The 12624-nt window shown below is 65.7% G+C and carries 11 protein-coding genes; 7 read left to right on the forward strand and 4 right to left on the reverse strand.

The genetic code is table 11. From position 1 onward, the window contains the following. Together ACXJMY_RS37000 and ACXJMY_RS37005 are read left to right on the forward strand one after the other, a co-directional pair. The coding region (locus tag ACXJMY_RS37000) for a UDP binding domain-containing protein (protein WP_456624286.1) at positions 1-557 on the forward strand (557 nt) is incomplete at its 5' end. 135 nt (positions 558-692) lie between these two features. Beyond that, positions 693-1577 (forward strand): aldose 1-epimerase family protein, encoded by an 885-nt coding sequence (locus tag ACXJMY_RS37005; RefSeq protein ID WP_456624287.1) that lies wholly within the window; start codon positions 693-695, stop codon positions 1575-1577. Between the two features lie 32 nt (positions 1578-1609). On the opposite strand, the gene ACXJMY_RS37010 is transcribed toward ACXJMY_RS37005, so the two are convergent. Then, the gene (locus tag ACXJMY_RS37010) at positions 1610-2764 is read right to left on the reverse strand and encodes an acyltransferase family protein (protein WP_456624288.1); all 1155 of its coding nucleotides are present in this window, start codon (positions 2762-2764) and stop codon (positions 1610-1612) included. Positions 2765-3049: 285 nt separating this feature from the next. Between ACXJMY_RS37010 and ACXJMY_RS37015 the strand changes: the two genes are divergently transcribed. Continuing rightward, on the forward strand, positions 3050-3865 hold the full coding sequence (locus ACXJMY_RS37015) for a response regulator (protein ID WP_456624289.1): 816 nt from the start codon (positions 3050-3052) through the stop codon (positions 3863-3865). 36 nt (positions 3866-3901) lie between these two features. On the opposite strand, the gene ACXJMY_RS37020 is transcribed toward ACXJMY_RS37015, so the two are convergent. Beyond that, entirely contained in the window at positions 3902-5032 is a 1131-nt protein-coding gene (locus ACXJMY_RS37020; protein ID WP_456624290.1) for an alpha/beta hydrolase family protein, read from the reverse strand. Between the two features lie 333 nt (positions 5033-5365). On the opposite strand from ACXJMY_RS37020, the gene pgm reads away from it, so the two are divergent. From pgm to ACXJMY_RS37040, 4 genes are all read left to right on the forward strand, one after another. Beyond that, positions 5366-7012 (forward strand): phosphoglucomutase (alpha-D-glucose-1,6-bisphosphate-dependent), encoded by a 1647-nt coding sequence (pgm, locus tag ACXJMY_RS37025; RefSeq protein WP_456624291.1) that lies wholly within the window; start codon positions 5366-5368, stop codon positions 7010-7012. Between the two features lie 282 nt (positions 7013-7294). Then, entirely contained in the window at positions 7295-8344 is a 1050-nt protein-coding gene (locus ACXJMY_RS37030) for an aromatic ring-hydroxylating dioxygenase subunit alpha (protein WP_456624292.1), read from the forward strand. Between the two features lie 5 nt (positions 8345-8349). Continuing rightward, positions 8350-9102, forward strand: coding sequence for a GntR family transcriptional regulator (locus ACXJMY_RS37035; RefSeq protein ID WP_008139252.1), 753 nt, complete (start codon positions 8350-8352; stop codon positions 9100-9102). 11 nt (positions 9103-9113) lie between these two features. Then, a complete protein-coding gene (locus tag ACXJMY_RS37040) occupies positions 9114-10094 on the forward strand; it encodes a PDR/VanB family oxidoreductase (protein WP_456624293.1) in 981 nt (326 codons plus the stop codon). A gap of 126 nt (positions 10095-10220) precedes the next feature. On the opposite strand, the gene ACXJMY_RS37045 is transcribed toward ACXJMY_RS37040, so the two are convergent. Together ACXJMY_RS37045 and ACXJMY_RS37050 are read right to left on the reverse strand one after the other, a co-directional pair. Beyond that, positions 10221-10679, reverse strand: coding sequence for a cupin domain-containing protein (locus tag ACXJMY_RS37045; protein WP_456624294.1), 459 nt, complete (start codon positions 10677-10679; stop codon positions 10221-10223). A gap of 264 nt (positions 10680-10943) precedes the next feature. After that, a partial coding sequence (locus ACXJMY_RS37050; protein ID WP_456624295.1) for a putative bifunctional diguanylate cyclase/phosphodiesterase occupies positions 10944-12624 on the reverse strand: 1681 nt, incomplete at its 5' end.

Genomic DNA, 12624 nt, shown 5'->3' on the forward strand with positions numbered 1-12624 from the left:
TGCATGCCGGCCCGGGCTTCGGCGGCTCCTGCTTCCCGAAGGACACCAAGGCGCTGATCAAGATCGCGCAGGATTACGACGTGTCCTTGCGCATCGTCGAATCCGTGCTCGCGGTCAACGAGAACCGCAAGCGCGCGATGGCGCGGAAAGTCAGCCAGGCGCTCGGCGGCTCGCTGCGCGGCAAGACCATCGCCGTGCTTGGCCTCACCTTCAAGCCCGACACCGACGACATGCGTGATGCGCCGTCGATCCCGCTGGTCACCGGCCTGCTCGACATGGGCGCCAAGGTGCGGGCGTTCGATCCCGTCGGCATGGAGCAGGCCAAGGGCGAGCTTCCCAGCATCACCTATTGCGAGGACGCCTATTCCTGCGCGCAGGGCGCCGACGCGATCGTCATCGTCACCGAATGGGTGCAGTTCCGTGCGCTCGACCTCGACCGGCTGAAGGCGACCATGACGCAGCCCGTCGTCGTCGACCTCCGCAACATCTACCGCCCGGAAGAGATGGCCGCGGCCGGCTTCACCTACGAGAGCATCGGGCGGCCGTCCCAGGCCTAGCGCGACGCTGAGCTCCAAGACGTCGCGCTCGCCCGGTCTCGAGGCGAGCGCAGCATTTTCCAATGCGCTATGGTCCGTTCGAACAGGGCTGCGGCGCTTTGCGCCGCCAGCCTCGCTGCCGCCATGGGGATGGTCATGACCGACGACACGCACACGATCCGGAGTGGCGGGCTCACCGCGACCATCAAGGCGCAAGGCGCCGAGCTGTGCTCGCTGAAGAATGCTGCCGGTGTCGAATTCATCTGGCAGGCCGGGCCGGCCTGGCCGCGCCATGCGCCGCTGCTGTTTCCGATCGTCGGGCGTCTCGTCAATGACGAGATGCGGCACCGGGGCAAAACCTACCGGATGACCCAGCACGGCTTTGCGCGCGACAACCGCTTTGCCTGGGCGGAACGTGGCGAGAGCCGCTGCGCGCTGGTGCTGGAAGACAGCGAGGCGACGCGCGCGCTCTACCCGTTCGCGTTCCGTCTGGTTGTGACCTACACGCTCGACGAAGCCGGCCTCGATGTGGCGCTGAAGATCGTCAACACCGGTGAGGAGACCTTGCCGGCGTCGCTCGGCGGTCATCCCGCCTTCAACTGGCCGCTTCAGCCCGACTTGCCCAAGGAGAGCTACGCGCTGACGTTCGCGAACGAGGAGTCATCTCCGGTTCGCCGTGTCGATGGCGGACTGCTGCTCGCGGCAACGGATCCGAGCCCCGTCCGAGGCACTGTGCTTCCACTGTCGGAATCCCTGTTCACAGTCGACGCCGTCATCTTCGATCGCATCAACAGCGATGCGGTCCGCTATGCGGCCGGGCAGGGCGCCGGGCCTTGGCTCAAAATGTCGTGGCGCGGCTTTCGCGAGCTCGGCGTCTGGTCAAAACCGTCGGGCGCGCCGTTCCTCTGCATCGAGCCCTGGCGCGGTTATGCGAGCCCTAAAGGCTTCGACGGTGAGTTCAGCGACAAGCCGGGCCTGATGCACATCGCAGCTGGCGCGGACGAAGAGCTGTCGTACCGGATCGAGGTCGGATCGTCCTGAGGCGGCAGGTCAAGCGCCGGCACCGCGGCTGTTCAGACGACACCTGCCGCGGCCACGGCGTCCGCGCGCGGCGTGGTCTTGGCCGCTGAAGAGGTCAGGCGATGCGCGAGATCCTGCGCGCGCCGCTCGATCAGATGCCATGTCGCGCGCGCGACGACATAGCTGAGCGCCGCGGTGGCGACATAGGCAATCAGCAGCGAGACCAGCCCGTTCGCGAGCGGCCAGACCTGGCGCAGGCCGTAGATCACCGCGAAGTGCGACAGGTACATCGAATAGGAATTGCGGCCGAGCGCCTCGAGCGGCCACCAGCGGATCGCAAGGCTGATGCAGCCGACCACGAGCGCGCCGAGGACGAGGTTGATCATCAGATAGTTGAATTCATGCGAGCCGGTCGCGCGGTCTGCGGCGAAGGACAGCGCAATGAAGGCGGCGAAGATCGCCGCGTCCGATTTCGCAAAGCCGTCGCGCAGCGAGAAGAACAGCGCGCAGCCGACCAGGAAGATCGGGAGCTGGTTCAGGAAGCTGATGTGCAGCGCGTTCCAGACGAAGGCCTCGTTGCCGGGGCCGTAATAGGCCGAGAACAGCGCGAAGGCGAACGGCTTGAACAGGCAGACATTGACGAGATGCAGCGCGATCGCGAGCGCCAGATAAAGATGGCGGCGCGATCCGAAGGCGGTGATCACGAACGGAAAGACGAGATAGAACGTCATCTCCGCGGCGATCGACCAGTCGCCCGGCACGACGCTGTTGACGCTGTCCGGCCAGAAGCCATGCAGGAACGTCGCGGTCAGGATCACCTGGAGCGGCCCGATGCCGTTGGGCGCGTTGTAGCTCGGCCCCGTGCCGTTGACGACGAGATAGAGCGGGATCGCGAGCCAGAACAGCGGCGCGATGCGCAAAAATCTGCGGATGTAGAATTTGCGGGTCGGGTTCGTTTCCGAGGCGCGCTGCGTCCACATCAGGCACATCGTCATGGCGCTGACGAAGTAGAAGATGTTGACGCCGACCCAGCCGCACATGAAGGTGAAATCGATCGCCCGGATGCCGGACGGAAACGACTGCGAGACGTGGATGGCCATCACGCCGGCGATGCCAAGACCGCGCAGGACGTCGAGGGAGTGCGAACGGCCGAAGGGCGTTGCGCCGCCATCGGTCCGACCGGCAGCCAACCGGGCCTGCCCCTGCATCAAATTGCTCCGTGGTTTCGCAACCGCCTCGCCCTGYGAGGCAGGACCATAAAGACGCAGGCGCCGATTCCGAAGCCGAAGACTCCGTTTACGTTAACCAGCGGTTGAACCTCGGCCTGGATAGCCGGATCCCGACATGTCCCCGGCGGGTTCCCTGGGGACGATGCGCAAAATGAGAAGTGTGGGGCAATTCATACTTAATACTTCAATATCGTGACCAATATTGTTTGGGCATCACAACGCGCCTATTATTCTGGCGGGCAATTTCGGGGGCTCGAATACGCCGTGAATGTACGTTCACAGGACAGCGCATCGCTGGGCGACCTGAAGTTCCAGGTCGGATCACAAGCACACAGGACATCCAAGACCGTGGCTGACTCCGCATTTCAGGAAATGCGGCCGCTCGGCCGCGAGCGCCTGATCGTCGTCGAGGACGATCCGGTGACGCGGACGATGCTGGTCGGCTATTTCAGCGAGAACAATTTCGACGTGGTCGGCGCCGGCTCCTGCGCGGAATGCCGCCAGGCGTTGCGGGCGCGCACCGATCTCGTCTTCCTCGACGTGCAATTGCCAGACGGCGACGGTTTCGAGCTCGCCAAGGAAATCCAGGCGACCAGCAACGCGGGCATCATCTTCGTGACCCGCCGCGACACCGACGTCGACCGCATCCTCGGCCTCGAGATAGCCGGCGACCACTACGTCACCAAGCCGATCAATCTGCGCGACCTGCTCGCGCGTGCGCGCAGCGTGCTGCGGCGGCGCTCGATCGACCGCAAGGCGGCGCGCAACCACAATTCGATCGCCTTCGGCGACTGGATCATCGACCTGACGCGGCGCGAGCTGCTCGGCAGCGACGGCAAGCCCGTATCGTTGACGCGCGCCGAATTCGACCTGCTCGCGGCCCTCGTCGGTGCCGACGGAAGGCCGCTCAGCCGCGACTATCTGATCGAGGTCGTCAGCAACCGCCAGGCCGAGGTCGACATCCGTACGGTCGATGCGCTGGTGGCGCGGCTGCGCCGCAAGCTCGTCGGCAGCGGCACGCCGGTCATCGCCACCGTCACCGGCGTCGGCTACAAGCTCGCGCTGAGCGAGCGCCTCTAGCGTCACCTGTCGAGAGGTTCGATTCACCCCGGCCGCCTATCGCGCGCGGGCGCTCCGGTCGGTGGGTTGCGCAGCCCCGGCCAGCCGGTCGTCGACCGCATAGAGCGTGCAGCTGGGCGACCATTTCATGCAGGCCGCGAGCGAATCGCGCTGGGCGTCGTCGATCGTCGTGCGTCCCGAACGCCAGCCGTAACCGCCATTGGGCGACACGGCAAAGGCCTTGTGCGGCATCGTGCTGGCGAGATAGCGCGCGAACTCGGCGCGCGCGGCCGCATTGAGCTGGCTCGGCGGCGGCAGCGGATCGGGCGGGCTCAGGATGTCGCGGCTGCCGAGCGCGTGCTCGCGCAGGAAGGCGTCGACGAACGGCGTCCATTGCGGGCGGCCCACCACCGAATAGAGATAGTGGCCGTCCTCGCCGTAAGGCGGTGCCGCGATGAATTTCGCGTTGCCGCCGCTTGCGCGAAATCCGTCATGGAGCCGGCGCGCGAGATCGGGACCGAAGAACGAATCGTTGGTCGCATAGACCCACAGCATCGGCACCCGCGAGGTCCTGCCGAAAGTGGCGAAGGCCTGCACCAGCCCATCCGGATTGCAGACATCGTCATCGTCGCGCGAGCCGCGGCCGCCGGCGAAGCTGATCGCGGCCACCAGCCCGGGCGGCGCCTGTGCGGTCAGTGCGACGGTGGCGAGCCCGCCGGCGGAATGGCCGGCCGCGATCATGCCTGTCGTCGTGACGTCGGCTCTACGCGCCATCGCATCGATCGCGGCGCGCAAATCCGCGACCGCGACCGCCGCTGCCGGCAGATAGGCGGCGTTGGCGCAGGCACCGACGCTGTCGACGCGGCCGCCCGGCGAGGTGCCGTAGCCGCGGCGCATCACGATCAGCGCGGCAAAGCCGCGCCGGGCATATTCGAGCGCGATGCCGAAATATTTATGCGCCGACATCGTCGCGCGGTTGTCGAAACTGCGCGGCGAGCCGTGGCTGAGCAGCGCGAGCGGATAGCGTTTTGGCCCCGCCGGGCGGACCAGGAAGGCCTCCAGCCCCTGCGGCCCGGCCTCCGCCATCGGGATGCGGAGATCCTCGGTGTAGAACTCCGCGGCGCGCGCGGGCGCGCCGGCCACAACGAGGCTGGCGATCAGCAGGAGCAGCTTGCCCGAGAGCATCATGGGACGATTCGAAGAGCCTCGAAAGTGCGGAGCATAACGGATTCTGAGTTCGGACGTGAGCACGCAACAATCTTGGTGTCGTCCCGGCGAAGGCCGGGACCCATACGCCGCAGCAATAGTTTTGCGGAAACTCGGAGTTGCCAGCTCGCTCCCGCAACCACTCCCTGTGGCTATGGGTCCCGGCCTTCGCCGGGACGACAGCGGAGGATGAGGCGCCGCCTCATCATCGCCCAAGGAACGCCTCCCCATCGCGCGGGTTGTGCCCTTGGCGGGGGCCCGGCCGATGCTATGGTGGCCCGCAATCTCTGCACGATCAGGACGAGGGTATCTCCAGTGGCTGAAGTTCATCCCGCGGCGGGCAAATTGGTCTCGCCGGACGCGCTCACCAACATTCCGCGGCTGGTGACGGCCTATTTCGCCAACAAGCCGGATGTTGCGGATTCCGCGCAGCGGGTGGCGTTCGGCACCTCCGGCCATCGCGGCACCTCGCTCAAGAACACTTTCAACGAGGGTCACATCCTGGCGACCACGCAGGCGATTTGCGACTACCGAAAGGAAAAGGGGCTGACCGGCCCTCTCTTCATCGGCATCGACACCCACGCGCTGGCCGAGCCGGCGCTGGTCAGCGCCGTCGAGGTGTTCGCGGCCAACGGCGTCGATATCATGATCGACAAGGACGGCGGCTACACGCCGACGCCGGTGATCTCGCACGCGATCCTGACCTACAATAAGGGGCGCACGTCCGGTCTTGCCGACGGCGTCGTCGTCACGCCGTCACACAATCCGCCGGAGGACGGCGGCTACAAATACAATCCGCCGCATGGCGGGCCGGCCGACACCGACGTCACCGGCGTCGTCGAGAAGCGCGCCAACGCCTATCTCGCCGACGGGCTCAAGGGCGTCGCGCGCATGGACTATGCCAAGGCGAAGAAATCCGCGCACGTCCACGCCTACGACTTCATCACGCCCTACGTTGCCGATCTCGGCAACGTCGTCGCTCTCGACCTGGTCAGATCCGCCGGCATCAATATCGGCATCGATCCGCTCGGCGGCGCCGCCGTGCATTACTGGCATCCGATCATCGAACGCTACGGCCTGAAGGCCACCGTCGTGAACGAGGCGATCGACCCGACCTTCCGCTTCATGACGGTGGACTGGGACGGCAAGATCCGCATGGACTGCTCGTCGCCCTACGCGATGGCGAGCCTGATCGCGATGCGCGACCGCTTCGACGTCGCCTTCGCCAACGACACCGACGCCGACCGTCACGGCATCGTGACGCGCACCGGCGGCCTGATGAATCCGAACCATTATCTTGCGACCGCGATTTCCTACCTGTTCTCGCACCGCCCGAACTGGGGCGGGAGTGCTGCGATCGGCAAGACCGTGGTGTCGAGCTCGATCATCGATCGCGTCGCCAAAAAACTCGGCCGCAAGCTGGTCGAGACGCCCGTGGGCTTCAAATGGTTCGTCGACGGCCTCGTCGGCGGCTCGTTCGGCTTCGGCGGCGAGGAGAGTGCAGGCGCCTCGTTCCTGCGCCGCGACGGCACGGTGTGGACCACCGACAAGGACGGCATCATCCTCGGCCTGCTCGCCGCCGAGATCATGGCCAGGACCGGCCGCGATCCGAGCCAGCTGTTCGGCGATCTCACCGCCGAACTCGGCGTGCCCCATTACGCGCGCATCGACGTCGCCGCCACCGCGCCGCAGAAGAATATTTTGAAGTCCGTCACGCCCGAGCAGCTCGGCCTCAAGGACCTCGCCGGCGATCCGGTCCGGGCAACGCTCAGCAAGGCGCCCGGCAACGGCCAGCCCTTCGGCGGCATCAAGGTCGAAACCGATTTCGGCTGGTTCGCGGCGAGGCCGTCGGGCACCGAGGATGTCTACAAGATCTACGCGGAAAGCTTCCGCAGCACCGAGCACCTGAAGCGGATTCAGGAAGAGGCTCAGGCCGGGCTCAAGAAGGTGTTCGGGGCGTAACTGCCGACGCAGCCGCCTTCTTACCCTCCAGGGGGGGTGTTCCGTATCGCGCGCTGTCATCACCCGCGAAAGCGGGTGATCCAGTACGCCGCGACGCCAGTTGTGCGACAACGACCGCCGCGGAGTACTGGATTCCCCGCCTTCGCGGGGAATGACTTGCGGTTAAGTCTGTATACATAGCCTCGCATTTAGGTATTACAGTACGCCATATTCGGTCTTGAATCATTCCATCCCTCCGCTATTGTATACATAACGTATTCATAAGCCTTGGGAGTGAGACCGGTGACAAAACCCTTCCCGATGAATGCCTGGTACGCCGCCGCCTGGGACGCCGACGTCAAGCCGGCGCTGCTGCCGCGCACGATCTGCGGCAAGCATGTCGTGATGTACCGCAAGGCCGATGGCTCGGTGACCGCGCTGGAGGACGCCTGCTGGCACCGCCTGGTGCCGCTGTCCAAGGGCCGGCTCGAAGGCGACACCGTCGTCTGCGGCTATCACGGCCTGAAATACAATGCGCAGGGCCGCTGCACCTTCATGCCCTCGCAGGAGACCATCAACCCGTCGGCCTGCGTCCGCGCCTATCCCGTGGTCGAGCGGCACCGCTACATCTGGCTCTGGATGGGCGATCCCGCGCTCGCCGATCCGGCGCTGGTGCCCGACATGCACTGGAACCACGATCCGGCCTGGGCCGGCGACGGCAAGACCATCCGCGTCAATTGCGACTATCGCCTCGTGCTCGACAATCTCATGGACCTCACCCACGAGACTTTTGTGCACGGCTCTTCGATCGGAAATGACGCTGTTGCGGAAGCTCCGTTCGACGTCACCCATGGCGAGAAGACGGTGACCGTGACGCGCTGGATGCGCGGCATCGAGGCGCCGCCGTTCTGGGCCAAGCAGCTCGGCAAGCCCGGCCTCGTCGATCGCTGGCAGATCATCCGCTTCGAGGCGCCGTGCACCATTGCGATCGACGTCGGCGTGGCGCCGACCGGGACCGGCGCGCCGGAAGGCGACCGCTCGCAGGGCGTCAACGGCTTCGTGCTCAACACCATTACGCCGGAGACCGAGAAGACCTGCCATTACTTCTGGTCCTTCGTCCGCAACTATCGCCTCGGCGAGCAGCGCATCACCACGGAGATCCGCGAAGGCGTCTCCGGCATCTTCCACGAGGACGAGCTGATCCTCGAAGCGCAGCAGCGCGCGATGGACGAGAACCCGGATCGCGTCTTCTACAACCTCAACATCGATGCGGGTGCGATGTGGACGCGCAAGCTGATCGACAAGATGGTCGCGAAGGAAAACCCGCCGCAGCACCTCCAGGCCGCGGAGTAGCTGACATGGCCGAGCGCGAGGTCGACCGCTCCGTCTCGCAGACCGTGAAGGCGCAGCTCGCGTTGCGCGACCAGATCCTGTCGGGGTCTCTGCGTCCCGGCGAGCGCATCTCCGAGCTCCAGGCGGTGGAGACCACCGGCGCCTCGCGCACGCCCGTGCGCATGGCGCTGGTGCGGCTGGAGGAGGAGGGCCTGTTGGAGGCGATCCCCTCCGGCGGCTTCATGGTGAAGGCGTTCTCCGAGCGCGACATCTCCGATTCCATCGAGCTGCGCGGCACGCTGGAAGGCCTCGCCGCGCGCTTCGCGGCCGAGCGCGGCGTCTCCGCGCGCGAGCTCGAGCCGCTGAAGGAGTGTCTCGCCGCGATCGACGAGTTGCTGCGCCAGGTGCCGATCTCGGTCGATGCGTTCTCGTCCTACGTCACGCTGAACGCGCGCTTCCACGCGCTGCTCACCGAATTGTCGCGCAGCCCGCCGCTGATCCGCCAGATCGACCGCGCCTCGGCGCTGCCGTTCGCGTCCCCCAGCGGTTTCGTGATGGCGCAGTCGGCGCTGCCCGAGGCGCAGCAGATTTTGATCATCGGGCAGGAGCATCATCGCGTCGTGATCGACGCCATCGAGAACCGCGAAGGCGCGCGCGCCGAAGCGGTGATGCGCGAGCATGCGCGGCTTGCCGTGCGCAATTTGCGGCTCGCGCTGCGCAACCGGACCCATCTCGACCTCTTGCCGGCGCTCGCGCTGATCAAGACCGCAACCGATTGAGGGCAGTCACCATGCGCTTCATCGAAACCTGGACCCCGGCCACGCTGGTGTCGACCCGCGATCTTTCGCCCGGCATCCGCGAATTCCTGATCCTGCCCGATCAGTTCGACGGTGCCGCCTATCCGGTCGGCAGCCACATCAATGTCAGCGTCAGCATCGACGGCCTGCCCGAGACGCGATCCTATTCGCTGGTCGGCGAGGCCTCGTCCCGCGGCTTCCGGATCGCGGTGCGCCGCGCAGAGGATTCCCGCGGCGGCTCGCGCTACATGTGGCAGCTCGCACCGGGCGCGCGGCTCGACATCACCCAGCCCGCCTCGCTGGTCGCGGTCGACTGGGCGCGTGAAAGCTATTGTCTGATCGCCGGCGGCATCGGCATCACCCCGATCGTTGGCGCGGCGCAGGCGCTGGCGCGGCGCGGGGCGAATGTCAGGCTGCACTATGCCGTGCGTTCGCGCGATGAGGCCGCCTATCTCGACGATCTCGCTGCCGTGCTCGGCGACCGCCTCGTCGTTCATGCCGGCAACGAAGGCCGCCGGCTCGACCTCGAAGCGCTGTTCGCGTCATTGCCGCAAGGCGCGATGGCTCTCTTCTGCGGCCCGATGCGGATGCTGGATGCCGCACGCCACGCCTGGATCGGGGCAGGGCATCCGCTCGCCGATCTCCGCTATGAGACCTTCGGTTCCAGCGGCACGCTGCCGACCGAGACGTTTCGCGTGCGCCTGAAGGCGTCCGGCGTCGAGCTTGAAATCCCGCGCGAGCGCTCGATGCTGGACGTGCTCAATGCGAACGGCCACGAGGTGATGTACGACTGCAAGCGCGGCGAATGCGGCCTCTGCGCCATCGACGTCGTCGAGGTCGACGGCGAGATCGACCATCGCGACGTCTTCTTCAGCGACCATCAGAAGCAAAGCAATCAGAAGATCTGCGCCTGCGTCTCGCGCGCCCGCGGCACCATCACCGTGGACACGCTGCTGCGCGCGGATGCGGTCTGAGGGGGCTTAGAGCCTATCCGCGTGCGATCAGCCGGCGAAGGAGGCCTTGTCCGCTCTGCCCTCGGGAGCGGACAGGTTCGGTTCATTCTACCGGTTCAGCCAGGGGCCAACAGCGGAAGTGCGATCCTACCCCGCAACGATGACGCAAGCCGTGGCCATCATCGGCGCGTGCCGCGCGATTGAGGACCTGAGCTTGTTGGCGGCGCGGATGGCGAAGCCCAGGGGGTGCGGATTGTTCAGGCGAAGGAAGGCGACTTTCTTCACGTAGCCCTCGACATGCCATTTGGCGTGCGCACCGCGATGAAAAACGATCACGTCACCGACCCCAAAGCGTTTTGGCGGCATGCCTTTGCTCTCGAGCACAATTGATCCTTCGAGGATCACGATGGTTTCGTCGAGATCGTAGTACCAATTGAACTTGCCCTCAGTGCAGGACCACACCATGGTCTTGGCGGTGCCACATGCACTGGTCGACAGCACGCGCGAGCGCGCTTCCGGATTTCCTTCAATGATCCAGGATGGCTCGACCGGCGAGGGCGTGAGGTCCACGTCGCAATGTCCGGCTTCAATCAGCGCAAGCTGCATGGGTCTTCTCCAAGACTGATCGGACCGATCGAGAAAAGGTCGATCGCGAGCAATTGCCGAGCTTCTTCTTCGGCACTCACACAATCAACTTTTCGCAAGAGTGGGAAGCCGCCACTTTGCCGCAAGCGGCCGTCGCCGGGCGGCTAATGCGGGTTACCTCCAAGGCGTATTCTCATGCCGGGTCAAAGCGGGAAATTGTCGGAATTGCCTGTGCAAGTTGCGCCGCCGCCGGAAGCGGACGTCCCACTTTTGCGAGTGCACGCCTCACGCCGCGTAGATCGCCCGTTGCTTCTTCGGGTCGAGCAGCGCCAGAACCTGCTTGGCCGACACCGGCCGGCCGATCAGATAGCCCTGGACTTCGTCGCAACTGAACTGGCGCAGATATTCGAGCTGGTCGGCGGTCTCGACGCCTTCGGCGACCACGCCGATGCGCAGGTCGCGCGCCAGCGAGATCACCGACTTCACGATCGCGGCGCAGTCCGGCTGCACCAGCATGTCGCGGATGAAGGATTGGTCGATCTTGATGCGGCTGAACGGCAGCTTGCGCAAATAGGTGAGCGAGGAGAAGCCCGTCCCGAAATCGTCGAGCGCCACCGTGACGCCGAGTTGCAGCAGCGCATTGAGGACCGAGGCGGCGGAGCCGTATTTCGACAGCAGCATCGATTCCGTGATCTCGATCTCGAGGCGGTGTGGAGCGATCTTCGCGTCCGCAAGCGCCTGCACGATGATCTGGAGGAGGCCGTTGTTGTGGAACTGGGCGGCCGAGAAATTCACCGCGACCCTGATCTCCTCCGGCCAGTCCGCGAGCGTCGCGCAGGCGCGCCGGATCACCCATTCGCCGATCTCGTGGATCAGCCCGGTCTCCTCGGCGATCGGAATGAATTCGCTCGGCGGCACCAGTCCTCGCTGTGGATGCTGCCAGCGCAGCAGCGCCTCGAAACCGGTGATCCGGTTGTCGGCGAGATCGAGGAATGGCTGGAACACCAGGAACAGCTCGTCCCTGGCGATCGCGCCCGCCAGATCCGATTGCAGCGCCTTGCGGTCGCGCGACGCCCTGTCGTCGGCTTCCTCGAAGAAGCAGACCGTGCCGGGTCCCGCCTTCTTGGCGCGATAGAGCGCGCTGTCGGCATTTTTCATGACGTCGAGCGGCGTGTTGCCGTCGCGCGGCGCCAGCACGATGCCGACGCTGGTCGCGCCGACGATCTCGCGGCCCTCGATCAGGAACGGTTCCGCAAAGGCCGCGACGAAGCGCTCGGCAATCTCGAGCGCATCTTCCGGCCGCGCCAGATTGGCCATCACCAGCGCGAACTCGTCGCCGCCGATGCGCGCGACATGTTCGGCCGCCCGCGTGCAGCGTTGCAGGCGGTTTGCGACCTGGACCAGGAATTCGTCGCCGGCTGGGTGGCCGAACTTGTCGTTGACCTCCTTGAAACGATCGAGGTCGAGCAGGAGCACCGCGAATTCCTCGCCGGACAGGGCCAGCCGCTTGAGGGCGCCATCGAGCGTTTCATTGAAGGCGAAGCGGTTGGGCAGCAGGGTCAGAGGATCCTGCCGCACGGTGCGTTCCGCCTCGATCTGCCGCATGACGCGGCGCGCGAACGAGATGGAATTGACGAACACGCTGCGCAGCAGCACCGATCCGTACACCACCACCAGGAAGGCGATCAGCAGGAAAGCCAGATCGCCGTTTCTGCCGAGGCAGATGGCGATGCCGAGGAAGATGGGGGCCGTGAACGCGATCGCCGCGATCGGGATCGTGGCGAAGGCGAGCGCACCGCCCGCCAGCATCCCCGAACACAGGCAGGTGATGACGAGCTGGCCGCCGGCGGAGGCGTTGGCGAAGAATGCGACCGGAACGATGCCCCAGGCGGCGCCGAGTATGAAGGCATTGCGCACCAGCCGATGCATCGCCCGGCGCGAGACGAATTGCGGCTTGGTGATGCGG

This window comes from Bradyrhizobium sp. P5_C12, from assembly GCF_054049735.1.